The 26,345-nt window shown below is 71.3% G+C and carries 22 protein-coding genes; 10 read left to right on the forward strand and 12 right to left on the reverse strand.

What is annotated here, in order from left to right; all coding sequences use genetic code 11:
- Positions 1-142 precede the first annotated feature (142 nt).
- The 4 genes from AB0L29_RS04730 to AB0L29_RS04745 all read left to right on the forward strand — a co-directional run bounded on the left by AB0L29_RS04730 (position 143) and on the right by AB0L29_RS04745 (position 6,856).
- Entirely contained in the window at positions 143-1,951 is a 1,809-nt protein-coding gene (locus AB0L29_RS04730; protein WP_365823296.1) for an ABC-F family ATP-binding cassette domain-containing protein, read from the forward strand.
- A gap of 203 nt (positions 1,952-2,154) precedes the next feature.
- Entirely contained in the window at positions 2,155-3,936 is a 1,782-nt protein-coding gene (locus tag AB0L29_RS04735) for a PQQ-binding-like beta-propeller repeat protein (protein ID WP_365823298.1), read from the forward strand.
- Positions 3,937-3,982: 46 nt separating this feature from the next.
- Positions 3,983-5,860 carry a PQQ-binding-like beta-propeller repeat protein gene (locus AB0L29_RS04740; RefSeq protein WP_365823300.1) on the forward strand — a complete coding sequence of 626 codons (1,878 nt, stop codon included), beginning with the start codon at positions 3,983-3,985 and terminating at the stop codon, positions 5,858-5,860.
- Positions 5,861-6,178: 318 nt separating this feature from the next.
- Complete coding sequence (locus tag AB0L29_RS04745; RefSeq protein WP_365823302.1) at positions 6,179-6,856, forward strand: response regulator transcription factor; 678 nt, start codon at positions 6,179-6,181, stop codon at positions 6,854-6,856.
- A gap of 489 nt (positions 6,857-7,345) precedes the next feature.
- Here the strand turns inward: AB0L29_RS04745 and AB0L29_RS04750 are convergent, their stop codons facing one another.
- Both AB0L29_RS04750 and AB0L29_RS04755 read right to left on the reverse strand, forming a co-directional pair.
- A complete protein-coding gene (locus AB0L29_RS04750) occupies positions 7,346-7,654 on the reverse strand; it encodes a hypothetical protein (RefSeq protein ID WP_365823304.1) in 309 nt (102 codons plus the stop codon).
- A 21-nt stretch (positions 7,655-7,675) separates the two neighbouring features.
- Complete coding sequence (locus tag AB0L29_RS04755; protein ID WP_365823306.1) at positions 7,676-9,370, reverse strand: sodium:solute symporter family protein; 1,695 nt, start codon at positions 9,368-9,370, stop codon at positions 7,676-7,678.
- A 192-nt stretch (positions 9,371-9,562) separates the two neighbouring features.
- Here AB0L29_RS04755 and galT point away from each other — a divergent pair, with 192 nt between their 5' ends.
- Genes galT through galK form a run of 3 tightly spaced genes read left to right on the forward strand, consistent with a single transcriptional unit; the run spans position 9,563 to position 12,808 of the window.
- Positions 9,563-10,648, forward strand: a complete 1,086-nt coding sequence (galT, locus tag AB0L29_RS04760) for a galactose-1-phosphate uridylyltransferase (RefSeq protein ID WP_365823308.1) — start codon at positions 9,563-9,565, stop codon at positions 10,646-10,648.
- The gene (galE, locus tag AB0L29_RS04765; RefSeq protein ID WP_365823309.1) at positions 10,645-11,607 is read left to right on the forward strand and encodes a UDP-glucose 4-epimerase GalE; all 963 of its coding nucleotides are present in this window, start codon (positions 10,645-10,647) and stop codon (positions 11,605-11,607) included. Before galT ends, galE begins: the two co-directional genes overlap by 4 nt.
- 28 nt (positions 11,608-11,635) lie before the next feature.
- Complete coding sequence (gene galK, locus AB0L29_RS04770) at positions 11,636-12,808, forward strand: galactokinase (RefSeq protein WP_365823311.1); 1,173 nt, start codon at positions 11,636-11,638, stop codon at positions 12,806-12,808.
- Here the strand turns inward: galK and AB0L29_RS04775 are convergent.
- Positions 12,801-13,256, reverse strand: a complete 456-nt coding sequence (locus AB0L29_RS04775; protein WP_365823443.1) for a GNAT family N-acetyltransferase — start codon at positions 13,254-13,256, stop codon at positions 12,801-12,803. The two genes, galK and AB0L29_RS04775, sit on opposite strands and share 8 nt — an antisense overlap.
- A 302-nt stretch (positions 13,257-13,558) precedes the next feature.
- On the opposite strand from AB0L29_RS04775, the gene AB0L29_RS04780 reads away from it, so the two are divergent.
- Entirely contained in the window at positions 13,559-14,326 is a 768-nt protein-coding gene (locus AB0L29_RS04780; protein WP_365823313.1) for a response regulator transcription factor, read from the forward strand.
- Here AB0L29_RS04780 and tamR read toward each other — a convergent pair.
- The gene (gene tamR / locus AB0L29_RS04785; protein ID WP_365823315.1) at positions 14,285-14,782 is read right to left on the reverse strand and encodes a MarR family transcriptional regulator TamR; all 498 of its coding nucleotides are present in this window, start codon (positions 14,780-14,782) and stop codon (positions 14,285-14,287) included. The two genes, AB0L29_RS04780 and tamR, sit on opposite strands and share 42 nt — an antisense overlap.
- A gap of 163 nt (positions 14,783-14,945) precedes the next feature.
- Here tamR and AB0L29_RS04790 point away from each other — a divergent pair, with 163 nt between their 5' ends.
- A complete protein-coding gene (locus AB0L29_RS04790; RefSeq protein WP_365823317.1) occupies positions 14,946-15,800 on the forward strand; it encodes a trans-aconitate 2-methyltransferase in 855 nt (284 codons plus the stop codon).
- Here AB0L29_RS04790 and AB0L29_RS04795 read toward each other — a convergent pair.
- A complete protein-coding gene (locus tag AB0L29_RS04795) occupies positions 15,797-16,474 on the reverse strand; it encodes a TetR/AcrR family transcriptional regulator (RefSeq protein ID WP_365823319.1) in 678 nt (225 codons plus the stop codon). The two genes, AB0L29_RS04790 and AB0L29_RS04795, sit on opposite strands and share 4 nt — an antisense overlap.
- On the reverse strand, positions 16,471-17,490 hold the full coding sequence (locus AB0L29_RS04800) for a fatty acid desaturase (RefSeq protein WP_365823321.1): 1,020 nt from the start codon (positions 17,488-17,490) through the stop codon (positions 16,471-16,473). The genes AB0L29_RS04795 and AB0L29_RS04800 overlap by 4 nt, the downstream gene beginning before the upstream one ends.
- Before the next feature lie 289 nt (positions 17,491-17,779).
- On the opposite strand from AB0L29_RS04800, the gene ppc reads away from it, so the two are divergent.
- On the forward strand, positions 17,780-20,512 hold the full coding sequence (gene ppc, locus AB0L29_RS04805; protein WP_365823323.1) for a phosphoenolpyruvate carboxylase: 2,733 nt from the start codon (positions 17,780-17,782) through the stop codon (positions 20,510-20,512).
- Between the two features lie 168 nt (positions 20,513-20,680).
- Here ppc and AB0L29_RS04810 read toward each other — a convergent pair whose 3' ends face one another.
- The 6 genes from AB0L29_RS04810 to AB0L29_RS04835 all read right to left on the reverse strand — a co-directional run bounded on the left by AB0L29_RS04810 (position 20,681) and on the right by AB0L29_RS04835 (position 26,320).
- Positions 20,681-21,184, reverse strand: a complete 504-nt coding sequence (locus AB0L29_RS04810) for a hypothetical protein (protein ID WP_365823445.1) — start codon at positions 21,182-21,184, stop codon at positions 20,681-20,683.
- Positions 21,185-21,226: 42 nt separating this feature from the next.
- Positions 21,227-21,829: an aminoacyl-tRNA hydrolase gene (gene pth / locus AB0L29_RS04815; RefSeq protein WP_365823325.1), complete on the reverse strand. Its 603-nt coding sequence runs from the start codon at positions 21,827-21,829 to the stop codon at positions 21,227-21,229.
- Positions 21,830-21,898: 69 nt separating this feature from the next.
- Positions 21,899-22,489 (reverse strand): 50S ribosomal protein L25/general stress protein Ctc, encoded by a 591-nt coding sequence (locus AB0L29_RS04820; RefSeq protein ID WP_365823327.1) that lies wholly within the window; start codon positions 22,487-22,489, stop codon positions 21,899-21,901.
- Between the two features lie 196 nt (positions 22,490-22,685).
- Positions 22,686-23,666, reverse strand: a complete 981-nt coding sequence (locus AB0L29_RS04825; RefSeq protein WP_365823329.1) for a ribose-phosphate diphosphokinase — start codon at positions 23,664-23,666, stop codon at positions 22,686-22,688.
- A 135-nt stretch (positions 23,667-23,801) separates the two neighbouring features.
- Positions 23,802-25,250, reverse strand: coding sequence for a bifunctional UDP-N-acetylglucosamine diphosphorylase/glucosamine-1-phosphate N-acetyltransferase GlmU (glmU, locus tag AB0L29_RS04830; protein WP_365823331.1), 1,449 nt, complete (start codon positions 25,248-25,250; stop codon positions 23,802-23,804).
- A 215-nt stretch (positions 25,251-25,465) separates the two neighbouring features.
- Positions 25,466-26,320 (reverse strand): hypothetical protein, encoded by an 855-nt coding sequence (locus AB0L29_RS04835; RefSeq protein WP_365823333.1) that lies wholly within the window; start codon positions 26,318-26,320, stop codon positions 25,466-25,468.
- Positions 26,321-26,345 lie beyond the last annotated feature (25 nt).

Genomic DNA, 26,345 nt, shown 5'->3' on the forward strand with positions numbered 1-26,345 from the left:
CCGTCGTCGCGCCGCACACGGCGCCGGGCGGGGGCGGGAGGGCCGCGCGGTCCGGGCGGACGGGACGGCACCCGGCCCGCGGAACGGGCCGCCGCGCCCGACTACCCTGGAGGGTCGATCCATCCCCCTTGGCAGGAGAGAAATGGCCGTCAACCTGGTCAATGTCGAGAACGTCAGCAAGGTGTACGGCACCCGTGCCCTCCTCGACGGCGTCTCCCTCGGCGTCTCCGAAGGGGACCGCATCGGAGTGGTCGGCCGCAACGGCGACGGCAAGACCACGCTGATCCGGATGCTGGCCAGGCTGGAGGAGGCCGACACCGGACGCGTCACGCACTCCGGCGGGCTGCGCCTGGGCGTGCTCACCCAGCACGACTCGCTCGACCCCGGGGCGACCGTCCGGCACGAGGTCATCGGCGACATGGCCGACCACGAGTGGGCCGGCAACGCCAAGATCAGGGACGTCCTGACCGGACTGTTCGGCGGGCTCGACCTGCCGGGGTTCCCCAAGGGGCTCGACACCGTCATCGGCCCGCTCTCCGGCGGCGAGCGGCGCCGCATTGCGCTGGCCAAGCTGCTCATCGAGGAGCAGGACCTGATCGTCCTGGACGAGCCCACCAACCACCTCGACGTCGAGGGCATCGCCTGGCTCGCCCGGCACCTGCAGGAACGCCGCTCCGCCCTGGTCTGCGTCACCCACGACCGGTGGTTCCTCGACCAGGTCTGCACCCGCATGTGGGACGTCCAGCGCGGCACGGTCCACGAGTACGAGGGCGGCTACTCCGACTACGTCTTCGCCCGCGCCGAACGCGAGCGCATCGCCGCCACCGAGGAGGCCAAGCGGCAGAACCTGGTCCGCAAGGAACTGGCCTGGCTGCGGCGCGGCGCGCCCGCCCGCACCTCCAAGCCGCGCTTCCGCGTCGAGGCCGCCAACGAGCTGATCGCCGACGTCCCGCCGCCCCGGGACAGCAGCGAGCTGATGAAGTTCGCCTCCTCCCGGCTGGGCAAGACCGTCTTCGACCTGGAGGACGTCAGCATCCAGGCCGGCCCCAAGGTGCTGCTCAAGCACGTCACCTGGCAGCTCGGGCCCGGCGACCGCATCGGCCTGGTCGGCGTCAACGGCGCCGGGAAGACCTCCCTGCTGCGGGCGCTCGCCGACGCCGCGTACAGCGGCGGCGAGCGGCAGCCCGCGGGCGGGCACATCCGGGTCGGCAGGACCGTCAAGCTCGCCTACCTCTCCCAGGAGGTCGCCGAACTCGACCCCGCCTGGCGGGTGCTGGAGGCCGTGCAGCGGGTGCGGGAGCGGGTCGACCTCGGCAAGGGGCGCGAGATGACCGCCGGGCAGCTGTGCGAGACGTTCGGCTTCGGCAAGGAGAAGCAGTGGACGCCGGTCGGGGACCTGTCCGGCGGCGAGCGGCGCCGGCTCCAGCTGCTGCGGCTGCTGATGGACGAGCCCAACGTCCTCTTCCTCGACGAGCCCACCAACGACCTCGACATCGAGACCCTCACCCAGCTGGAGGACCTGCTCGACGGCTGGCCCGGCTCGATGATCGTCATCTCCCACGACCGGTTCTTCGTCGAGCGCACCACCGACCGGGTCTTCGCCCTGCTCGGCGACGGCACGCTGCGGATGCTGCCGCGCGGCATCGACGAGTACCTGGAACGGCGCCGGCGCATGGAGGAGGCCGCGGCGGCCACGGCACCGGCCGCGGCGGCCCCGAAGCCCGCTGCGGAGCGGAGCGCCGCCGACCAGCGCGCCGCCAAGAAGGAGCTCCAGAGGATCGAGCGGCAGCTGGACAAGGTCTCCGAGAAGGAGGCCAGGCTGCACGCCGCCATCGCCGAGAACGCCACCGACTTCGCGAAGGTGGCCGAACTCGACGCCGAGCTGCGGGAGTTGGCGAGTCAGCGCGAGGAGCTGGAGCTGCGCTGGCTGGAACTCGCCGAGGACGCGTGAGCCCCGTGAACGGGGCGTGAAGGACCGTAACGACGGCATCACGGGCCGGTTCTCCCTTGGGAACAGGGGAGGACACGGCCCGGTGCGCTGTCGGCGCCGGGTGATAGAAAGAGCCGTCCGAGAACGGTCCGAGAAGCAGGGGTGTGGCGGAAACGCAGCGCTGTCGGGCGCGGTGCCACATCAGCCACGAGGGGGAACCACCGATGAGCCAGCCGCCCAACCAGCCGCCGCAGGGCGGCTTCGGCGCGCCGCAGGACCAGCCGCCGCACGGCGGCGGTTTCGGCGCTCCCCAGCCGCCCGCCCAGCCCCCGCAGACCCCGCCGCCCCCGCAGACCCCGCCCGCCGGGCCCCCGCAGCCCGGGTACGGCTATCCCCAGCAGCCGGGCCCCTACGGGCAGCCGGGCCCCTACGGCCCCCCGCAGCAGCCGGGACCCTACGGGCAGCCCGGCCCCTACGGCCAGCCGCAGCAGCCGGGCCCCTACGGTCAGCAGCCCGGCTACGGCTACCCGCCCCAGCCGCAGTACCCCGGCGCGCCCGGCACCCCGCCCGGCTCCCGCAACCCCTTCAAGGGCCGGCCGGCCGTCGTCATCGGCGCGGCGGTCGCGGCGCTGCTCGTCGTCGGCGGCACCGTGTGGGCGGTCGGCGGCGGTGACGACGAGGGCGGGAAGAAGCCCGCCGCCCAGCGGAGCGACGACGCCAAGCCCGGCTCCTCCGGCTCCCCGGTCAACCCCGGCGACGGCAGCGGCGACGGCGGCGAGGACCCGGAGAACCTCAACGAGGGCCGCCGGCCCGGCGAGGCGAGGGTGCTCTGGTACAAGTCGGCGCCCGACGCGCCCGCTTCCGGCGCCGACGCCTCCGGCATGTGGATCACCGACAGGACGGCGGTGAAGGCGGCGTACAAGCAGCTCTTCGCCTACGACGTCGGCAACGGCGACCCCGCCTGGGACCCGATCACCTTCCCGCAGAAGATCTGCGCGACCACCCCGCAGAAGACGGCCGACGACAAGATCGTCGTCGCGTACATGAGCGGCAGCAGCGACCGCGCCGAGTGCAACCGGCTCCAGGAGATCGACCTCGACACCGGCGAGAAGGGCTGGAAGGGCGAGGTCGCGGACGGCGAACTGTTCGACTCCACGCTCTCCGTGGAGATGTCCATAGCCGGCAAGACGCTGATGGTGGGCCGCTCGCAGTCCGGCACGGCCTACGACGTCACCAGCGGCAAGAAGCTGTTCGACAAGAAGAAGTACGGCGACGCCTGCTTCCCGGCCGCCTTCGCGGGCGGCGAGAAGCTGATCCAGGTCGCCTCCTGCGGCGCCGGCGGCACCAACGAGCACGACGAGGTGCAGGAACTCGACCCGCGGACCGGCAAGGTCAGGTGGACGCAGAAGTTCGACAAGGGCTGGCGGGTCGCGCGCACCTACTCCGTCGACCCGCTGGTCGTCTACAGCACCAACCAGGACAAGAAGGCCTGGAACATCTCCACCTTCACCTCCGGCGGCAAGTTCCGCTCCCAGGTCGGCTTCGACGAGGACTTCGCCCCCGAGTGCGGCTGGGCCATCCTGGAGCGCGACCTGCAGGGCTGCCAGGGCGTCGCCGTCGACGCGGACACCCTCTACCTGCCGACCGAGGCGACCACCGGGGCCAATGAGATCGTCGCGGTCAACCTCGCCGACGGCAAGGAGAAGTGGCGCGTGAAGTCCCCGGTGGCCGAGACGATGCAGCCCGTCAGGGCCGAGGGCGGCAAGCTCATCGCCTACGTGGAGCCGTCGTACGACGCGGGCGGCCAGATCGTGTCCATCGCGACCGCCGGCGGCAGCCACAAGCCGGTCAGGCTGCTGCAGAACCCGCAGGGCGCCGCGGACATCGAGGGCAGCTTCTTCTCCAAGGACCTCGACTGGGTGGACGGACGCTTCTACCTGTCGACGACCCGGCTGACCGGTAACGACGACACCAAGGAGAAGCTGATGCTCGCCTACGGCAAGTGACCTTCCCCTTCCCGCCGTCCACCCCCGCCCCCGAGGTACTCACGTCATGACCCAGCCGCCCCCGCCACCCCACCAGCCCCCGCAGGGCGAAGGCTTCGGCCCGCCGCAGGACCAGCCGCCGCAGCAGGGCGGGTCCGGCACGCCGCAGCCTCCGCAGGGGCCCCCGCCCGCGGGCGGCCCGGACCTCGGCAAGGCGCCGCAGCCGGGGTACGGCTACCCGCAGGCGCCGGGGACGCCTCCGGCACCCCAGGCGCCCGCGGCCGCTCCCCAGACCCCGCCCCCGCCGCCCCCCGGCTACGGCTACCCGCAGACCCCGCCGGGCTACGGCTACCCGCAGACCCCGCCCGGTTACGGCTACCCCGCGCAGCAGCCCGGCCCGTACGGCGGGCCGCAGCAGCCCTACGGCCCGCCCGGCTACGGCTACCCGCAGCCGGCCCCGCCGCTGCAGCCGCAGCCGGGACAGCCGGGCGGCGGACGGCGGGTCAACGCGCAGCTGGCCATCATCGTCGCGGCGGTCGTGGCCATCGCGCTGATCGTCGGCGGCGGCGTCTGGTACGCCGCCGGCAAGGACGACGGCAGGAAGGACGACACGGCGAGCTCCGGCGGCGGCACCGGCGGCGACGACAAGGGCGGCACCGGCGGCTCGGCCTCCGGCGGCGCGGAGAAGGCGCCCGCCGACCCCGGCTCCAGGGTCCTCTTCCAGGTCCCGATGCCCGAGGTGAAGAAGGACACCAGCTCGGTCGTCGTCTCCGGCTCGTGGCTCACCGGCAAGGCGTACGTCAAGAGCGGCATCGCCGAGATCGTCGGCTACGACCTCGACAAGGGCACCAAGCTGTGGACGATCGAGCTGCCCGGCCCGGTGTGCCAGGCCAGCCGCCACGTCACCGCCGACCACAGGACGGCCGTCGTCTACCAGCCCGCGATGCCGACCAAGCTCAAGCCCTCGCACGGCTGCAGCCAGGTCGCGGCGATCGACCTCGACGCGGGCCGGAAGCTGTGGACGAAGACGGTCAAGGACGGTGACCGGCCGGCCAACTTCGACAACGTCACGGTCAGCGGGAACACCGTCGCCGTAGGCGGCACCGGCGGTGGCGCCGCCTTCGACATCACGTCGGCCAAGGTGCTGTGGAGCCCCAAGCCGAGCGACTCCTGCTACGACGCCGGCTACGGCGGCGGCGAGAAGCTGGTGGCGGTGCGCAAGTGCGGCTCGTACGACCAGCGGCAGCTGAACATCCAGACCATCGACCCGAAGTCCGGGAAGGTGATCTCGGAGTACAAGATGGCGCAGGGCATCGAGTACGCCAGCGTCGTGTCGACCGACCCGCTGGTGGTGGCCGCCGACGTCGGCGACAGCGCGGGTGACGGCAGCGGCATCTCGGACTTCTTCTCCGTCGACAACAGGACCGGCAAGTTGCGCGCCCGCATCTCGGCGCCCGGCGACCAGTTCGCCGCCCGCTGCGACGGCATCACCCGGATCGAGCACTGCACCCAGCTGGCCGTCGGCAACGACCGGCTGTACGTGCCGACCGAGCAGCAGGAGAGCAGCGGCCGGTACAGCAGGAGCAACGCGATCGTCGCCTTCGACCTGGCCACCGGCAAGCAGACCGGCCAGCGGGCGGACGCGGGCGACGGCTACATGATCACGCCGCTGCGCATGGACGGCGGGAACCTGCTGGCGTACAAGCGCCCGCCGTACGACAAGGGCGGCCAGGTCGTCAGCATCGACGGCGGCAGTTTCAAGGCCACCAAGCTGCTGGAGAACCCGGCCGCCAAGTCGGTGCGGGACGTGGAGACCAGGATGCTGCCGGAGTACTCCGAGATCCTCTTCGCGCAGGGGCACCTGTACATGTCGAAGGTGTTCGCCTCCAGCCTGTCCGCCGCGAACGAGAAGGAGTACCTGGCGGTCGCGTTCGGTACGGGCTGATACGAGGTGATCACGGCGGGCGGCCGAGGAGGTCCGCCGTTGTAGGGTTGCGGCCCCGTCCCTGTTCAGGGGCGGGGCCGTGCACGTACCGCTCATCACCTTCCCGTGGCTCTCGAATGCGAGGACTGCCGGCGGTCCTGGGCGATTCTCGCCGGTAGGGGGAGCGCAACCTCGAACAAGCGTGTAGCTTCCCGGGCATGAAGGGCGGGGGCGGGGAGGGGGTTCCCGTCCGCGTGGACCGGTGGGGAGGGTTGCGCGCCCGCGGGGGTCTGTGGACACCCGCGGGGGAGGATCCGTTGGGGGACTGGGGGGTGCTCGATGGGAGTGCGGCTCATGGTGGTCGACGACCACCGACTGCTGGCCGAGGCGCTGGCCTCGGCGTTGAAACTGCGCGGGCACCGCGTGCTGGCCGCGGCGGCGCCGGTCGCGGGGGCGGCGGACCTGGTGATCAGCCGGGCGCCGGAGGTGTGCCTGCTGGGGACGGCGGCGCCGGCGGAGCCGGGGGTCTTCGACCCGGTGGTGAAGATCAAGCGGGAGCGGCCGCAGGTGGCGGTGCTGGTGCTGGGGCCGGTGCCGAGCCCGCGGGGGATCGCGGCGGCGTTCGCCGCCGGGGCGTCGGGGTACGTGCGGCACGACGAGCGCATCGAGGGCGTCGAGCGGGCGATCATGAAGGCGCGGGCGGGGGAGGCGGCGGTGGCGCCGCAGTTGCTGCAGGGCGCGTTCGGTGAGCTGCTGAACCCGGCGGCGCAGCCCGACGACGAGGGGCAGCGGCTGCTGCAGATGCTCACTCCCCGGGAGGTCGAGGTGCTGGTGCGGGTCGCGGACGGGGAGGACACCCGGGTGATCGCCGCGGGCATGGGCATCGCCCCGTCCACGGCTCGCACGCACGTGCAGCGCGTGCTGATGAAGCTGGGGGTCGGCTCCCGGCTGGAGGCCGCGGCGCTGGCGGCCCGGACGGGGCTGCTGGACCGGGCCGGGGACGTGCGCGAGCGGTAGCCGCCGGCGGCGGCGGGGCGGCTGTGGTGCCTTGCTCGTCCCGGGTGGTGGGTCGGGGCGGCTGTGGCGCCTGTCGCCGGGTGGTGGGTCGGGGTCGGGGTCGTGCCGGGACGGCTGTGGCGCCTCGCCTGTCCCGGGGGTGTGCCGGAGTTGTGCCGGGGCGGCTGTGGCGCCGGGTGGTGAGCCGGGGTCGTGCCGGGGCGGCTGTGGCGCCTCGTCTGTCCCGGGTGGTGGGCCGGGGCGCCTCGCCTGTCGCCGGGTGGTGGGCCGGGGCCGCGCCGGGGGGTGTCCGTCCTCGGTCTGCCGGACCGGTTCCGAGCGGGGTGCCCGGCGTTTCCGGCAGCCGCTGCGGGCGGGCCCCCCGGCACGTCCCCTTCCCGCCGTGGGCGGGTGCGGGTCCGCGCGGCCGTGGACGGCACCCCGCGGCTGACCGGTCCTCGGCTTTGCCGCCGGGGGCGGGGAAGCCGAGGACCGGTCAGCCGTGGTCGCCTACTCGTCCCGCGCCTCGTCCGCGGTCACCGGTGGCGGAGCCACGGGCCTCAGCTTCAGCCAGACCAGGAAGAACAGGCCGAGGGCCAGCATCCCCAGCCCCGTCCAGAGGTTGATGTTGACGCCCTCGGCCTTGTCGATGTCCGCGTCGGACGCCGTGAGCCCCGCGATCGTGACGATCACGCCGTAGACCACGAACAGCCCGCCGATGAGGCGCCGGATGTCGAACAGCCGCGCCGCCGTGGCCGACTTGGTCTCCAGCTCGGTGACTTCCCGCTGGACGTCCTTCTCGGAGTAGAACTCGGACATGGTCTCTCCATCCTCCCGCGGTCAGAACGAGAACGGGATGTAGCAGGCGGCGGCCAGGACGATCGCGCCCCAGCCCAACAGGGCCGGCTTGCGGTACCACGCGTCGTCGCCGACGGCGGGCGGTTCGGTCATGCCCGGGGAACGGGTGCCGTAGACCAGGCCCTGGAGCTCTTCGGCCGGCTTGGGCTTGGTGAACAGGGAGACGGCCACCATGACCACCGCGCCCGCGACGAAGCCCGCGATCGCGGAGACGAAGTTGGCGCCCTGGTCGGAGGGGATGTCGACCATGCCCTCCTTGTAGACGACGAAGTAGTTGACCATCGCGGCCGTGGTGCCGGCGATCAGGCCCCAGAAGCCCGACTTCATCGAGGCCCGCTTCCAGAACATGCCGATGATGAAGACCACGAACATCGGCACGTTGAAGAAGGAGAACAGCGTCTGGAGGTAGCTCATGATGTTGGAGAAGGACGAGGCCAGGAACGCCGTGCCGATCGACACGAGCACACCGATCGCGGTGATGAGGCGGCCGAAGCGCACGTAGTACGCGTCCTCGCGGTGCTTCACCACGTACCTCGCCCAGATGTCGGTGGTGAAGACCGTGTTGAAGGAGGAGACGTTGGCCGCCATGCCCGCCATGAAGGCGGCCAGCAGGCCCGTCACCGCGATGCCGAGGACGCCGTTGGGCAGCAGCTGCTCCATGAGGTACGGGATGGCGTCGTTGTACTGCAGGTCCGAGTCGGCGGTGCCGATCTGCGGGACCAGGACGGCGGCGACCAGGCCCGGGATCATCACCAGGAAGACGATGAAGATCTTCGGGAACGCGGCGATGAGCGGGGTGCGCTGGGCCGCCGAGAGGTTCTTCGCGGACAGGGCGCGCTGGACCTCGGCGAAGTTGGTCGTCCAGTAGCCGAAGGAGAGGACGAAGCCGAGGCCGAGGACGATCGTCAGCCAGTTGGCGCCCAGCGGGTTGGGGCTGCCGATGCCGGTGCCGCCCCAGGAGGTCATGAAGTCGGCTCCGCGGCTCTGGGTCAGGGAGTCCGACAGGCCGTCCCAGCCGCCGACGCTCCTCAGGCCGAGCACCGTGATGGGGATGAGCGCGGCGAGGATCACGAAGAACTGCAGGACCTCGTTGTAGATCGCCGAGGACAGGCCGCCGAGGGTGATGTAGGCCAGGACGAAGAAGCCGGCGACGACGATCGCCACCCACTGCGGCCAGCCGAGCAGCGCCTCGACGACGATCGCGAGGGCGTACAGGTTCACGCCGGCGATGAGGATCGCGGCGAAGGCGAACAGGATCGAGCTGAGCAGGTGTGCCGCCCTGTCGAAGCGCAGCAGCAGGAACTCGGGGACCGAGCGGACCTTGGAGCCGTAGTAGAAGGGCATCATCACCAGGCCGAGGAAGACCATGGCCGGGATGGCGCCGATCCAGTACCAGTGCGTGGTGTAGACGCCGTACTGGGCGCTGTTGGCGGCCATGCCGAGGATCTCGGTGGCGCCCAGGTTGGCCGCGATGAACGCCAGGCCGGTGACCCAGGCCGGCAGCGAGCGGCCCGAGAGGAAGAAGTCGAGGCTGGTCTTGACCGAGCGGCGGGCGGCGAAGCCGATGCCCAGGACGACGACGAAGTAGATGCCGAGGATCGTGTAGTCGAGCCAGTTGGTGGGGAGCCGTAGCTCTGCGGCCAGCTGAAGGGGGACCCGGTGTGTGGGGGTCTGCATAAGCCCTCGCTTCGTTGCGTGAACTGATCCGTAGCGGAACTTACGCCTCCGCGTTCAGTAATTGAACACTTTTGTTGATGCTCTTTGTTGGATTGTGATGTTGACGATTGAGGTGAGTTGTGTTTTGGTATGTTTGGTTTTGTTTGAAGGCTGAGTGCCCAGACAGTGAGCGGCTCGAACAGGGAGTCCGGCGTGAAGAAGACCTCGACCCGACTGGCCGACGGTCGTGAGCTCATCTACTACGACCTGCGTGACGACACCGTGCGGGACGCGGCCGACCGCCGCCCGCTGGACCGCACCGTCACCACGTCCGAGATCCGCCGCGACCCCCTGCTCGGCGACGGCGTCGCCATCGCCTCGCACCGCCAGGGCCGCACCTACCACCCGCCGGCCGACGAGTGCCCCCTGTGCCCCTCCCGGGGCGACCGGCTGAGCGAGATCCCGGACTCGTCGTACGACGTGGTCGTCTTCGAGAATCGTTTCCCCTCGCTGGCCGGCGACTCCGGACGCTGCGAGGTCGTCTGCTTCACCTCCGACCACGAGGCGTCCTTCGCCGACCTGACCGAGGAGCAGGCGCGCCTGGTGCTGGAGGCGTGGACCGACCGGACGGCGGAACTGTCGCATCTGCCCTCCGTGAAGCAGGTGTTCTGTTTCGAGAACCGCGGTGCGGAGATCGGCGTGACCCTCCAGCACCCGCACGGGCAGATCTACGCCTACCCCTTCACCACCCCGCGCACCGCCCTGATGCTGCGCCGGCTGGCCGCCCACAAGGAGGCGACCGGCGGCGGGAACCTCTTCGACGCCGTCCTGGAGCGTGAGCTCGCCGACGAGCGGGTCGTCCTGGCGGGTGAGCACTGGGTGGCCTTCGTGCCGTACGCCGCGCACTGGCCCTACGAGGTGCACCTGTACCCCCGGCGCCGCGTCCCCGACCTGCTCGCCCTCGACGAGGCGGCCCGCGCGGAGTTCCCCCGGGTCTACCTGGAACTCCTGAAGCGCTTCGACCGGATCTTCGGCGAGCGGGACGGCGGGGAGGGTGCCGCGGGCGAGCCTCCGACGCCGTACATCGCGGCCTGGCACCAGGCCCCGTTCGGCGCGCTGGAGGAGTTCGGCGGGGTCGTGCGCGAGGACTTCGCGCTCCACCTCGAGCTTTTCACCATCCGCCGTACTTCCGGCAAGCTGAAGTTCCTCGCGGGTTCCGAGTCCGGCATGAACGTGTTCATCAACGACGTGCCGCCGGAACGTGCGGCCGAGCGACTGCGAGAGGTAGCGAGTTCATGAGCGGCAAGTACCTGGTGACGGGCGGCGCGGGTTACGTCGGCAGCGTGGTCGCCCAGCACCTGCTGGAGGCGGGGCACGAGGTCGTCGTCCTCGACAACCTCTCCACGGGCTTCCGCGAGGGCGTCCCGGCCGGCGCCGCCTTCGTCGAGGGCGACATCCGCGACGCCGCCCGCTGGCTGGACGCCTCGTACGACGGCGTCCTGCACTTCGCCGCGTTCTCGCAGGTCGGTGAGTCGGTCGTGAGGCCGGAGAAGTACTGGGACAACAACGTCGGCGGCACGATGGCCCTGCTGGAGGCGATGCGCGCGGCGGGCGTGCGCAAGCTCGTCTTCTCCTCCACCGCGGCCACGTACGGCGAGCCGGAGCAGGTCCCGATCGTCGAGTCGGCACCGACCTCCCCGACCAACCCCTACGGCGCCTCCAAGCTCGCCGTCGACCACATGATCACGGGCGAGGCGGCGGCCCACGGCCTCGGCGCGGTCTCCCTGCGCTACTTCAACGTGGCCGGTGCCTACGGCGCGTACGGCGAGCGCCACGACCCCGAATCGCACCTCATCCCGCTGGTCCTCCAGGTCGCCCAGGGCAGGCGCGAGGCGATCTCGGTGTACGGCGACGACTACCCGACCCCGGACGGCACCTGCGTCCGCGACTACATCCACGTCGCGGACCTGGCGCAGGCGCACCTGCTGGCACTGGGGGCCGCCGCGCCCGGCGAGCACCTGATCTGCAACCTCGGCAACGGCAACGGCTTCTCGGTCCGCGAGGTCGTCGAGACGGCCCGCCGGGTCACCGGCCACCCGATCCCCGAGGTGGTGGCCCCCCGCCGGGGCGGCGATCCGGCGGTGCTGGTGGCGTCGGCCGCCACGGCCCGCGAGAAGCTGGGCTGGCACCCGTCCCGCACGGACCTCGCGGACATCGTCGCGGACGCGTGGGACTTCGCGCAGAAGCACGGCATCTAGGACGTACGGAAGGGTCAGGGGTCAGGGCATGAGCGAGGCTGTTGCCGAGACGGTCGCCGAGCGGTTCGAGGAACTGTACGGGGCCGGGCCGGACGGTGTGTGGGCGGCGCCGGGCCGGGTCAACCTCATCGGTGAGCACACCGACTACAACGACGGCTTCGTCATGCCGTTCGCCCTGCCGCACACCGCGGTGGCGGCGGTGTCGCGGCGCGAGGACGGCGTCCTGCGCCTGCACTCGGCGGACGTCGAAGACGGCGCCGGCGGTGTGGTCGAGCTCCGCCTGGACGACCTGGCCCCCGGCTCGGACCGGAGCTGGACGGCGTACCCGGCGGGCGTGGTGTGGGCGCTGCGCGAGGCCGGCCACCCGGTGACCGGCGCGGACGTCCACCTGGCCTCGACGGTCCCGGCGGGCGCGGGCCTGTCCTCGTCGGCCGCGCTGGAGGTGGTGATCGCCCTCGCGCTCAACGAGCTTTACTCCCTGGGCCTGCGCGGCTGGCAGCTGGCGCGCCTGTGCCAGCGCGCGGAGAACGTCTACGTCGGCGCCCCGGTCGGCATCATGGACCAGACGGCGTCGGCGTGCTGCGAGGCCGGGCACGCCCTCTTCCTCGACACCCGCGACCTGTCCCAGCGGCAGATCCCCTTCGACCTGGCCGCCGAGGGCATGCGCCTGCTCGTCGTCGACACCCGGGTCAAGCACTCCCACAGCGAGGGCGAGTACGGCAAGCGCCGCGCCGGCTGCGAGAAGGGCGCGGCCCTGCTGGGCGTCGACGCGCTGCGGGACGTGCCGTACGCCGGCCTGGACGCGGCACTGGAGCGCCTGGGCGAGGACGAGGAGGTCCGCCGCCTGGTCCGCCACGTCGTCACGGAGGACGAGCGCGTGGAGCGGGTGGTCTCCCTCCTGGAGTCGGGCGACACCCGCGCGATCGGCCCGGTCCTGGTCGAGGGTCACGTCTCCCTGCGCGACGACTTCCGCATCTCCTGCCCCGAGCTCGACCTGGTCGTCGACACGGCCCTGTCCGCCGGTGCCCTGGGCGCCCGCATGACCGGCGGCGGCTTCGGCGGCTCGGCGATCGTGCTCGCGGAGGAGTCCGACGTCCCGGCGATCACCAAGGCGGTGGAGGAGGCCTTCGCCGCCGCGGGCTTCACGGCCCCGCGCGTGTTCGAGGCGGTGCCCTCGGCGGGGGCGCGGCGGATCAGCTGAGCCGCTTCACCAACGTGAACTCCGTGATCCCCGGCGGATAGTCGGGGACCACGCCCACCACCTCGTAGCCCTGCTTGGTGTAGAACCCCGGGGCCTGGAAGTCCCACGTCTCCACGCGTGCCGCGCGGCAGCCCCGTTCGCCCGAGGCGATGCGCTCGGCCCGTGCGAGGAGCCGGGCGCCCAGCCCGGCGCCCCGGTGGCGTCCGTCCACCCACAGGTACGTCACGTGCAGCCAGGCCGCCCAGGTGTGGCCGACCAGGCCGCCGGCGAGGTCGCCGGACGCGTCGAGGGCCCACACGTGCACCGGGTCCTGCCGTTCGGCCGGCGTTCCGCGCAGGGCGCGCAGCACGGGGGAGGCGGCCGTGTTCGTGTCCCGCAGCCGGGCGCGGAGCAGATCACGTCGGGCCTTGTCGACTTCTGTCTCGAGACGAAACATGCGGCACACCATAAACGTGCCGGACGGCCAGTTCTGCAAATAACCTTCCGCTCCCGCCCCCCGGCCGTACCCTGATGAACAGCACCGGTGGGGGCCGGTGCCGATCAGGGGGCGAGACAGCCGGGTGCGGCGCCCGGGGTGGGGGCAGCGGTTCCCGCACGGCGGCGGCCGTGCGGCTGCGGCGGCCCGGCCAGGTGGCGGCGAGGACGGACGGACACCGCGGACCTGGACACCCGGGCGGCGTACCCGCGCCGGTGTCGCCTTCCGACGATGGGGTATCCCCGGCTCCTCGGGAGCGTGGGGAAGGGGGTTTCGTGGTGCGCATCCGAGTCCTGGTCGTCGACGACCATCGCATCTTCGCCGAGTCGCTGGCCGCGGCCCTGGCCGCCGAGCCCGACGTGGAGGTCTTTGCGGCGGGCAGCGGTCCGGCCGCGCTGCGCTGTCTGGAGCGGGCGGCGGCCGAGGGGCGGCGGTTCGACGTGCTGCTCGTCGACGCCGATCTGGGGGGCGACCTGCCGGGCGCCGGACCCGCCGTGCCGGTGCAGGACGGCGACACCGATGGACTGGTCGACGGGATCTCCCTGGTCACCGGGGTGCGCTCGGCGCAGCCGCAGGTACGGATCGTCGTGCTCGCCGAGAAGGACGACCCGCGCCGGGCCGCGCTCGCCCTGCAGGCCGGCGCGTCCGGGTGGGTGGCCAAGGACTGTTCGCTGTCCCGGCTGCTCAGCGTCGTCCGGGGCGTGCTGCGCGACGAGACCCATCTGCCGCCCGCCCTGCTGACGGGCGTGCTGCGCGAGCTCACCGCCGCCCGCAGGCACCGCACCGAGAGCGAGCGGCTGGTGGAGTCGCTGACGCCCCGGGAGCGGGAGGTGCTGCGGTGCATGGTCGCCGGACTGGGCAGGAAGGCCGTCGCGGAGCGGCTGTACCTGTCCCCGCACACCGTGCGGACGCACATGCAGAACGTGCTGGGCAAACTGGGCGTGCACTCCACCCTCGCCGCCGTCGCGCTCGCCCGCCGGGCCGGTGTCGGACCGGTCGACCTAACCGGGGATGTTGTCGAACGGGGCGGTCAACTGGCGTAGCAGCGCGGCCAGTTCGCTGCGCTGGGCGTGGGAGAGCTCGGCGAGGATCGCGCGCTCCTGGTCCAGCAGGCCGGCCAGGGCCTGATCCGCGCGGTCCCGGCCGCCGTCCGTCAGCCGCACGAGGACGCCGCGCCGGTCGCTGGGGTCGGGCAGGCGCTCCACCAGGCCCTTCTTCGCCAGGCGGTCGATGCGGTTGGTCATCGTGCCCGAGGTGACCAGGGTCTGGGTCAGCAATTGCCCGGGCGAGAGCTGGTAGGGGGTGCCGGCGCGGCGCAGCGCGGTCAGGACGTCGAACTCCCACGGCTCCAGGCCGTGCTCGGAGAAGGCCAGCCGGCGTGCGCGGTCCAGGTGCCGGGCCAGCCTGCTCACCCGGCTGAGGACCTCGAGCGGTTCCACGTCGAGGTCCGGGCGCTCCCGGCGCCACGCTGCGACCAGCCGATCGACCTCGTCCTCCATGGCGATCAGTGTAGTGGTTGTGTCGATGTGAAGTCTCTTGACATTCATTCTCTTGACATCAAGATATCCGTGTGGTGACGCTGGACACGACGCCGGACGCACCGCCGGGCACGTCGCCGGCCGCCCGTCGGCCCGGCCCACCGGTCACCACAGGAGGCCCCCCTTGTCCGCAGCCGCCCCCCTCTGGGACCCCGCCCAGTACCTGCGCCACGCCGGCCACCGCGCCCGCCCCTTCACCGACCTCCTCGCCCGCGTCCCCGGCCTCCCGGGCGACCCGCCCCGCATCGCCGACCTCGGATGCGGCCCCGGCAACGCCACCGCCCTGCTCGCCGACCGCTGGCCCACCGCCCGCGTCACCGGCTACGACAACTCGCCCCGGATGCTCGACAGGGCCCGCGCCCACCACCAGGGCCCCACCCCCGGCGGCGGACGCCTCGACTTCGTCCACGCCGACGTCCGCACCTGGACCCCCGGGCCCGCCGAGCCCCACGACCTGATCATCAGCAACGCCGCCCTGCAATGGGTCCCCGGGCACGCCGACCGCTTCCCCGACTGGATCGCCAAACTCGCCCCCGGCGGCGTCCTCGCCTTCCAGGTCCCCGGCAACTTCGACGCCCCCAGCCACCGGCTCCTGCGCGACCTCGCCCACGCCCCGCGCCGGCGCGACCGGCTCGCCGGCACCCTGCGCCACGACGACGCCGTCCTGACCCCCGAGGCCTACCTGGAGCGCCTCACCGCCCTCGGCTGCACCGCCGACGTGTGGGAGACGACGTACGTCCACCTGCTGCCCGGTGAGGACCCGGTGCTCGACTGGATGGAGGGGACCGGGCTGCGGCCCGTCCTGACCGCGCTCGCCGACGAGCCCGGGGAGAGGGAGGAGTTCGTGGCCGAGTACCGGACCGCCCTGCGCCGGGCCTACCCGGCCGGCCCGCACGGCACCGCGTTCCCCTTCCGCCGCGTCTTCGCGGTGGCCCGCAGGCGGGACGGAGGGGACGGGGACGCGGACGACAGGCCTTAGGCCTTGCGGTGCCCTATCAGCCGCGGCTTCTGTTCCAGTCCGTCCAGCCCGTGCCACGCCAGGTTCACCAGGTGCGCGGCCACCTCGGCCTTCTTCGGCTTGCGGACGTCCAGCCACCACTGGCCGGTCAGGGCGACCATGCCGACCAGGGCCTGCGCGTACAGCGGGGCCAGCTTGGGGTCAAAGCCGCGCGACTTGAACTCGCGGCCCAGGATGTCCTCCACCTGGGTGGCGATGTCCGAGATGAGCGAGGCGAAGGACCCCGTCGACTGGGGGATGGGGGAGTCGCGGACCAGGATGCGGAACCCGTCCGTGTACTCCTCGATGTAGTCCAGCAGCGCGAACGCCGCCTGCTCGCACAGTTCGCGGGGGTGGCCGGCGGTCAGGGAGCTGGTCACCATGTCCAGCAGGCGCCGCATCTCGCGGTCCACCACCACCGCGTACAGCCCCTCCTTGCCGCCGAAGTGCTCGTAGACCACCGGCTTGGAGACCCCGGCCTTCGCCGCGATCTCCTCCACCGACGTGCCCTCGAAACCTTTCGCCGCGAAGAGGGTGCGACCGATCTCCAGCAGCTGCTGGCGGCGCTCGGCACCGGTCATCCGGGTACGGCGCGCTCGCCGCGGCCTGTCGTTGCTGGGGGTGCTGCTCGAGTCGGTCGCCACGGCGACCATCATGCCGCCTTCACGGGCTCCTTCCCCCGCCGGGAGCCGCCTTCCGCGTCGTTGCGGCGCGAATCGATACGCGAGCGTGACGGCCAGCGCACGTCGTAGGCCCAGCCGAGCTGCTCGAACCAGCGGATCAGCCGGGCCGAGGAGTCCAGCTGGCCGCGCTCCACACCGTGCCGCGCGGAGGTCGGGTCGGCGTGGTGCAGGTTGTGCCAGGACTCGCCGCAGGACAGGATCGCCAGCCACCACACGTTGCCCGAGCGGTCACGCGACTTGAAGGGGCGCTTGCCGACCGCGTGGCAGATCGAGTTGATCGACCAGGTGACGTGGTGCAGCAGCGCCACCCGGACGAGCGAACCCCAGAAGAACGCCGTGAACGCGCCCCACCAGGACATCGTCACCAGACCGCCGATCAGCGCCGGCAGCCCCAGCGACAGGATCGTCCACAGCACGAACTGGCGGGAGATCGCACGCAGCGTGCTGTCCTTGATCAGATCCGGGGCGTACTTGTCCTGCGGGGTCTGCTCCTCGTCGAACATCCAGCCGATGTGCGCCCACCACAGGCCCTTGAGCAGGGCCGGGACCGTCTCGCCGTACCGCCACGGGGAGTGCGGGTCGCCCTCGGCGTCGGAGAACCTGTGGTGCTTGCGGTGGTCGGCCACCCAGCGGACCAGGGGCCCCTCGACCGCCATCGAACCCGCGACGGCCAGCGCGATCTTCAGGGGCCGCTTGGCCTTGAACGAACCGTGGGTGAAGTGGCGGTGGAAGCCGATCGTGATGCCGTGGCAGCCCAGGAAGTAGAAGAAGACCAGCAGACCGAGGTCGAGCCAGCTCACCCCCCAGCCCCACGCCAGCGGCACCGCCGCCACCAGTGCCAGGAACGGAACGACGATGAAGAGGAGGAGGGTGATCTGCTCGATGGAGCGCTTCCGCTCGCCGCCCAGCGTGGCGGAGGGCGCGGCGGAGCCGACGGGCCGGCCGGGCGTGTTCGGCGCTTCTTCGATCACATCGGAACTACTGGTCATACGCATCCCCTGGGGGGTTTGTGGACTGAGACGGTGCCGGGGCCGGAACCGCACGACACTTCCTACGGTTCCGTAACCTACGGCTTCGTAAGTTATGGCGGCGTCTCGCCCGTCGGCAAGAGCCCGCGAGCCCACGAGCCCCGGCCGACACCTATCCTGTTGTTCGGTCGGACAGCGCGGTCCGCTCTGAGTTTTTCCCGGACGTCCGGCCCGTGAGCGGCACCGCCGCGCGAGACGCCGTCCGGGTTCCCCTCCCAGACGAGCTTCAACACTGCAAGGAGCCGCACCTGTGAGCAGTGCCGACGACCAGACCACCACGACCAGCAGCGAGCTGCGCGCCGACATCCGCCGACTGGGTGACCTGCTCGGTGAGACGCTCGTCCGCCAGGAGGGCCCCGAGCTGCTCGACCTCGTCGAGAAGGTGCGCCGCCTCACCCGCGAGGACGGCGAGGCCGCCGCCGAGCTGCTGCGCGGCACGGAACTGCAGACCGCGGCCAAGCTGGTCCGCGCCTTCTCCACCTACTTCCACCTGGCCAACGTCACCGAGCAGGTCCACCGCGGCCGCGAACTGCGCGCCCGGCGCGCCGCCGAGGGCGGCCTGCTCGCCCGCACCGCCGACCGGCTCAAGGACGCCGACCCCGAGCACCTGCGCGAGACCGTCCGGAACCTCAACGTCCGCCCCGTCTTCACGGCCCACCCCACCGAGGCCGCACGGCGGTCGGTCCTGAACAAGCTCCGGCGCATCGCCGCGCTCCTGGAGACCCCGGTCATCGAGTCCGACCGCCGCCGCCTGGACACCCGCCTGGCCGAGAACATCGACCTCGTCTGGCAGACCGACGAGCTGCGCGTCGTACGCCCGGAGCCGGCCGACGAGGCCCGCAACGCCATCTACTACCTGGACGAACTGCACGCCGGCGCGGTCGGCGACGTCCTGGAGGACCTCACCGCCGAGCTGGAGCGCGTCGGCGTCAAGCTCCCCGACGACACCCGCCCCCTCACCTTCGGCACCTGGATCGGCGGCGACCGCGACGGCAACCCCAACGTCACCCCCCAGGTCACCTGGGACGTCCTGATCCTCCAGCACGAGCACGGCATCAACGACGCCCTGGAGACCATCGACGAGCTGCGCGGCTTCCTGTCCAACTCCATCCGCTACGCCGGCGCCACCGAGGAACTGCTGACCTCCCTCCAGGCCGACCTGGACAACCTCCCCGAGATCAGCCCCCGCTACAAGCGCCTCAACGCCGAGGAGCCCTACCGGCTCAAGGCCACCTGCATCCGGCAGAAGCTGGAGAACACCAAGCAGCGGCTCGCCAAGGGCACCCCCCACCAGCCCGGCCGCGACTACCTCGGCACCTCCCAGCTCCTCGCCGACCTGCGCATCATCCAGACCTCGCTGCGCGAACACCGCGGCGGCCTGTTCGCCGACGGCCGCCTGGCCCGCACCATCCGCACCCTGGCCGCCTTCGGCCTCCAGCTCGCCACCATGGACGTCCGCGAGCACGCCGACGCCCACCACCACGCCCTCGGCCAGCTGTTCGACCGGCTCGGCGAGGAGTCCTGGCGCTACGCCGACATGCCCCGCGACTACCGCGCCAAGCTGCTCGCCAAGGAACTGCGCTCCCGGCGCCCGCTCGCACCCACCCCCGCCCCCGTCGACGCGGCCGGCGAGAAGACCCTCGGCGTCTTCCAGACCGTCAAGCGGGCCCTGGAGGTCTTCGGACCCGAGGTCATCGAGTCGTACATCATCTCCATGTGCCAGGGCGCCGACGACGTCTTCGCCGCCGCCGTCCTCGCCCGCGAGGCCGGCCTGATCGACCTGCACGCCGGCTGGGCGAAGATCGGCATCGTGCCGCTGCTGGAGACCACCGACGAGCTCAGGGCCGCCGACACCATCCTGGAGGACATGCTCTCCGACCCCTCCTACCGGCGCCTGGTCGCGCTGCGCGGAGACGTCCAGGAGGTCATGCTCGGCTACTCCGACTCCTCCAAGTTCGGCGGCATCACCACCAGCCAGTGGGAGATCCACCGCGCCCAGCGCCGCCTGCGCGACGTGGCGCACCGCTACGGCGTGCGGCTGCGGCTCTTCCACGGCCGCGGCGGCACCGTCGGCCGCGGCGGCGGCCCCACCCACGACGCCATCCTCGCCCAGCCCTGGGGCACCCTGGAGGGCGAGATCAAGGTGACCGAGCAGGGCGAGGTCATCTCCGACAAGTACCTCATCCCCTCCCTGGCCCGCGAGAACCTGGAACTCACGCTCGCCGCCACCCTCCAGGCCTCCGCCCTGCACACCGCCCCCCGCCAGTCGGTCGAGGCCCTCGCCCGCTGGGACGCCGCCATGGACGTCGTCTCCGACGCCGCCCACGCCGCCTACCGCCGCCTGGTCGAGGACCCCGACCTGCCGGCGTACTTCTTCGCCTCCACCCCCGTCGACCAGCTCGCCGACCTCCACCTGGGCTCCCGGCCGTCCCGCAGGCCCGACAGCGGCGCCGGACTGGACGGCCTGCGCGCCATCCCGTGGGTGTTCGGCTGGACCCAGTCCCGCCAGATCGTGCCCGGCTGGTTCGGCGTCGGCTCCGGCCTGAAGGCGCTGCGCGAGGCCGGCCTGGACACCGTGCTCGACGAGATGCACCAGCAGTGGCACTTCTTCCGCAACTTCATCTCCAACGTCGAGATGACCTTGGCCAAGACCGACCTGCGGATCGCCCAGCACTACGTCGACACCCTCGTCCCCGACCACCTCAAGCACGTCTTCGACACCATCAAGGCCGAACACGAGCTGACCGTCGCCGAGGTCCTGCGGGTGACCGGCGAGGACGAACTGCTGGACGCCCAGCCCGTCCTGAAGCAGACCTTCGCCATCCGCGACGCCTACCTCGACCCGATCTCCTACCTCCAGGTCGCCCTGCTCAAGCGCCAGCGCGACGCGGCCGCCGCCGGCGAGCAGCCCGACCCGCTGCTCTCCCGCGCCCTGCTGCTGACCGTCAACGGCGTGGCCGCGGGCCTGCGCAACACCGGCTGACCCGCCCACCGGACACGACCGTGCCCCCGGGTCCCGCACGGACCCGGGGGCACGGCCCTTCGCGTACGCCGGTCCCGCACGGACCCGCGGCGACGCGCGCCCCGGCGCGAGGAACGCACGGAACGCGCGGCGAGGAAGGGGACACGTGGCGCGGCGCGCGCGAACCCCTCAGAGAGTCACGAAAGCGGCCGTGAGCAGCGCCCACCCCGCCCCCGCCAGCACCCACGCGGCCCGCGTCCGCCGCAGACCCCCCGCCACCACCACCGACGCCAGCAACAGCGCCCCGCCCAGCGGAACCCACGCGTACAGCACCCCGGCCGGACCCGAACGGACCACCTGCTCACCGTCCGGCTTCACCACGACCGGGTACGCGCGCCCCTGCGACACCGCCACCGTGTCCTCGATGACGACCCTCCCCCGGGGCTGGGACCCCGCCGACACCGGCGTGTACGGCCCGAAGCAGGTGCCCCCGCCGCACCGGCTCACCTCGACCGTGCCCCGCTCCCGCCCCTTGGTGAGCATCACGTACTGCGCCGTCCCCCACGACCCCCACACACCCGCGACCAGGATCAGCGCCGTGACCGCGCCCATCACCACCAGCCGCCCGAAGCGCAGCGCGGTGTACGAGGCCTGACGAAGGGTGGGGACAGAGGCAGGCATGGCCGGGATCATTGGCCATACCTGCACGGCCGGTCAACTCCGCCGGGCGGCACGTCAGGAGTTGTACGTCCCCTGCGCCCGCTCCAGCCCGTCGATCACCAGACACTCCACCGCGTCCGCCGCACGGTCCACGAAGTAGTCCAGCTCCTTGCGCTCCGCCGACGAGAAGTCCTTCAGCACGAAGTCCGCCACCGGCATCCGCCCCGGCGGCCGGCCGATCCCGAACCGCACCCGGTGATAATCCGGCCCCATGGCCTTCGTGATCGACTTCAGCCCGTTGTGACCGTTGTCCCCGCCCCCCAGCTTCAGCCGCAGGGCCCCGTAGTCGATGTCCAACTCGTCGTGCACCGCCACCACATGCGCCACCGGCACCTTGTAGAAGTCCCGCAACGCGTTCACCGGACCGCCCGACAGGTTCATGTACGACATCGGCTTCGCCAGCACCACCCGCCGGCTCCCCGGACCCGGCGGCCCGATCCGCCCCTCGACCACCTGCGCCTGCGCCTTCCCGGCCCGCTTGAACCTCCCCCCGATCCGCTCCGCCAGCAGCTCGGCCACCATGAAACCCACGTTGTGCCGGTTCATCGCGTACTCGGGCCCCGGATTGCCCAGACCCACGATCAGCCAAGGGGCACCGGCCTCGGTCGTCACGTCCATGTCTCCTTCATACGCGTCGGCCGCTGCCCCGCACGGGAACAGCGGCCGACGAAACGACGACGGTGAGGATCAGGCCTCGGCGGCCTCTTCGCCCTCGGCACCCTCCGCGGCCTCCTCGACCTGCGCGGCCAGCACCTGCAGCACGACGGTGTCCTCCTCGACGGCCAGCGTGACGCCCTTGGGCAGCGCGATGTCCTTGGCGAGGACCGAGGCACCCGCCGCCAGACCCTCCACCGACACCGTCACGGCCTCCGGGATGTGCGTGGCCTCGGCCTCGACCGGCAGCGCGTTCAGCACGTGCTCCAGCAGGTTGCCGCCCGGGGCCAGCTCGCCCTCGGTCTGCACCGGGATCTCCACGGTGACCTGCTCGCCACGCTGCACCAGCTGCAGGTCCACGTGCTCCAGGAAGCCCTTCAGCGGGTCACGCTGCACGGACTTCGGAATCGCCAGCTCGCTCGTCTTGCCGTCGATGTCCAGCGAGATCAGCACGTTCGGCGTACGCAGGGCCAGCAGCAGGTCGTGACCCGGGAAGGTCAGGTGCAGCGGGTCCGAGCCGTGGCCGTACAGCACACCCGGAACCTTGTTGTCACGACGGATACGACGCGCGGCACCCTTGCCGAACTCGGTGCGCGTCTCGGCGGTGAGCTTCACCTCGGACATGATCACTCCTCGAAGTCAGAAACGGACGTGGTCACCCGGCCACGAACGGCCTGCTACGAAGAGCGCGTCGATTACGGACCGCCGTACGAGCCTCTTCCGAAGCGGTACGGCCTCCCTCGCCGAGCAACTGCAGCAGTTTACTCGGAGAGGGAGGCCGCACCCAAAACGATCTACGACAGGGCCTGGCGGCGGGACCTCACTGCTCGTCGAACAGGCTCGTCACCGAACCGTCTTCGAACACCTCGCGCACCGCGCTCGCGATCGTCGGCGCGATCGACAGCACCTTGATCTTGTCCAGATCCCGGCCCAGCTCGTTCGGCGTCGGCAGCGTGTTCGTGAACACGAACTCGCTCACCCGCGAGTTCTTCAGCCGGTCCGCCGCCGGGCCCGACAGCACACCGTGCGTCGCCGTCACGATCACGTCCTCCGCACCGTGCGCGAACAGCGCGTCCGCCGCGGCACAGATCGTCCCACCGGTGTCGATCATGTCGTCCACCAGCACGCACACACGGCCCTTGACCTCACCCACGACCTCGTGGACGGTCACCTGGTTCGCCACGTCCTTGTCCCGACGCTTGTGCACGATCGCCAGCGGCGCGCCCAACCGGTCGCACCAGCGGTCCGCCACCCGCACACGGCCGGCGTCCGGCGACACCACCGTCAGCTTCTCCCGGTCCACCTTCCCGCCCACGTAGTCCGCCAGCAGCGGCAGCGCGAACAGGTGGTCCACCGGACCGTCGAAGAAGCCCTGGATCTGGTCCGTGTGCAGATCGACGGTCAGGAGCCGGTCCGCCCCCGCCGCCTTCATCATGTCCGCGATCAGACGCGCCGAGATCGGTTCACGCCCGCGGTGCTTCTTGTCCTGCCGCGCGTAACCGTAGAACGGCACGATCACCGTGATCGACCGCGCCGACGCACGCTTCAGCGCGTCGATCATGATCAACTGCTCCATGATCCACTTGTTGATCGGAGCCGTGTGGCTCTGGATCAGGAAGCAGTCGGCACCACGCGCCGACTCCTGGTAACGCACGTAGATCTCGCCGTTGGCGAAGTCGAAGGCCTTCGTCGGGACGACCCCGACACCCAGCTCGTGGGCGACCTCCTCGGCAAGCTCGGGGTGGGCGCGGCCGGAGAAGAACATCATCTTCTTCTCGCCGGTCGTCTTGATCCCGGTCACAGCACTTTCTCCTCAGAGGTGTCGCAGCTGGATGTCGAGAGACCTCTCAGCTGGATTGAGAGAGGCCGTCTCAGCTGGTGGGGGTGCGGATGTGCACCTATCACGGTACGCCGTGTCCGGCGCGCCGGTTTCCGGTCAGCCCTCGCCGCCGCCCTCCCGGGAAGCCGCCTCGGCCGCCCTCGCGGCCGCACTCCCCGGACGCTTGCGGGCCACCCAACCCTCGATATTCCGCTGCTGGCCACGGGCCACGGCCAGCGAACCGGGCGGCACGTCCTTGGTGATCACGGACCCGGCGGCGGTGTACGCACCGTCCCCGACCGTGACAGGAGCCACAAACATGTTGTCCGAACCGGTACGGCAGTGCGACCCCACAGTGGTGTGGTGTTTGTCCTGTCCGTCATAGTTCACGAACACGCTCGCGGCACCGATGTTCGTGTACTCACCGATCGTCGCATCACCGACATAGGACAGGTGCGGCACCTTCGTGCCCTCACCGATCGTCGCGTTCTTCGTCTCGACGTACGTACCGATCTTGCCCTTGGGCCCCAGACGCGTCCCCGGACGCAGATACGCGTACGGACCCACACTCGCCCCCGGCCCGATCTCCGCCCCCAGGGACACCGTGTTGTCCACCCGCGCCCCCGCACCTACCCGCGTATCGGTCAGCCGCGAGTTCGGCCCCACCTCCGACCCCTCGGCCAGATGGGTGGAACCGTGCAGCTGGGTACCCGGATGAACGGTCACGTCCTGCTCGAACGTGACCGTCACGTCCACCCACGTCGTGGCCGGATCGACGACCGTCACCCCGGACAGCATCGCCCGCGTCAGAAGCCGGTCGTTGAGGATCCGCCGCGCCTCGGCCAACTGCACACGGTTGTTGATCCCCGCGATCTCACGGTGGTCACCGGCCACGGACGCGCCCACCCGGTGACCCGCCTCGCGCAGGATCCCCAACACGTCCGTCAGGTACTCCTCGCCCTGACTGTTGTCCGTACGGACCTGCTTCAACGCCTCCGCCAGCAACTGCCCGTCGAACGCGAACACCCCCGAGTTGATCTCCCGGATCGCCCGCTGGGCCTCGGTCGCGTCCTTGTGCTCCACGATCGCCGTCACCGCACCCGTCGCCCCGTCGCGCACGATACGGCCGTACCCCGTGGCGTCCGGCACCTCGGCGGTCAGCACGGTGACCGCGTTGCCGTCGGAGGCGTGCGCGGCGGCGAGGGCCCGCAGCGTCCCACCGGTCAGCAGGGGAGTGTCACCGCACACGACGACGACCGTCCCGTCGACCGAGCCGCCCAGCTCCTCCAGCGCCATGCGGACGGCGTGCCCGGTGCCGTTCTGCCGCTCCTGCACGGCGGTGCGGACCTCGGGGGCGATCCCGGCGAGGTGGGCGGTCACCTTCTCGCGGGCGTGCCCGACCACCACGACCAGGTTCTCGGGCTCCAGCTCGCCGGCGGCGGCGAGCACATGACCCACGAGACTGCGGCCGCAGAGCTCGTGCAGGACCTTGGGTGTGGCCGATTTCATACGGGTGCCCTCACCCGCTGCGAGAACGACGACGGCTGCCGGGCGGTTGGCGCTCACGGGATGCCCTTCGGCTGTGGATGGGGTGGGGTGGACATCCGCAGGATACCGGGGGGTTTTGTGGGGGGTACGGGTGCGGGCCCCGACGTGACCGTCAGGGCCCGGATGCGACAGGCTCCCCCATCAGGATTTGAACCTGAACTTAAGGGACCAAAACCCTCAGTGCTGCCTGATTACACCATGGGGGATGAAACTCGACTAAACCGGACATTCGGTTAGGTGGTCGAGTCGGCTCCCAACACTATGCCGTACCAAGAGCCTTCGATGCGACGGTACAACTCGGCACTCCGCAGGACTTTGATCACCAGGCACCCCCGGTAGGAGTCGCCGACGTTCTTGCGCACCGTCTTCGGATTGTGCCTCTTGAGGATCGTCTTGTTGAACGCGGAGCGGTCCGCGCCGACGAGGTCCGCCCAGTACCGCTCGGCGCTCGCCACGTCCGCGGACTCGTGGATCATCACCGTGAAGCGAAGGCGCTCGCGCTCCACACCCAGCAGGTCGAGAAAGGCCAGGAAGACCCTGATCATGCTCGGGTCGCTGTTGACGAACGTGACGTTCTCGCGGCGGTCGTACGGCTTGTCCTTGGCGCCCTCGGCCCAGTACAGGCCGACGCCCAGCAGGAACAGCTCCCGCGACGACAGCTCGCCGACGGCCCGCCTGGCGGTCTCCTTGGTACGTCGGCGCTCCTCGTCACGGATCCGCAGCTTCTCCTCCCGGCCCCGCCGGGCGATCGCCGCCGCCTCCGACGGGTCGCGTCGCTCCGGCTTCGGCAGGTCCCGGACCCACAGCGACACGGAGCTTCTGGAACACCCCAGTTCCGCCTCGATCCGGTCGTAGGTCCAGCCCTGGAGGCGCAGCTCCCGGGCCTTCTGGCGCAGGTCGTCCTTGGCGCGCGGGCGCTTGGTCCATTCCGGCGGCGGTTCCCCCTTCACCAGCCGGTTGAGGAGGTCGTTGTTGAAGATCTTCAGTTCGTCGCGGATCTGGCGGAGGCTCAGGCCCGCCCGCCGCAGTGCCACGGCCCGCTCCCGCAGTGCTTCGAAGTCGGCGTATGTGCCGGTTGCATGTGCCATGTGCATACCGTCCGGATGGAATGCC

It is taken from the genome of Streptomyces sp. NPDC052701, from assembly GCF_040678355.1.
Lineage (GTDB): Bacteria > Actinomycetota > Actinomycetes > Streptomycetales > Streptomycetaceae > Streptomyces.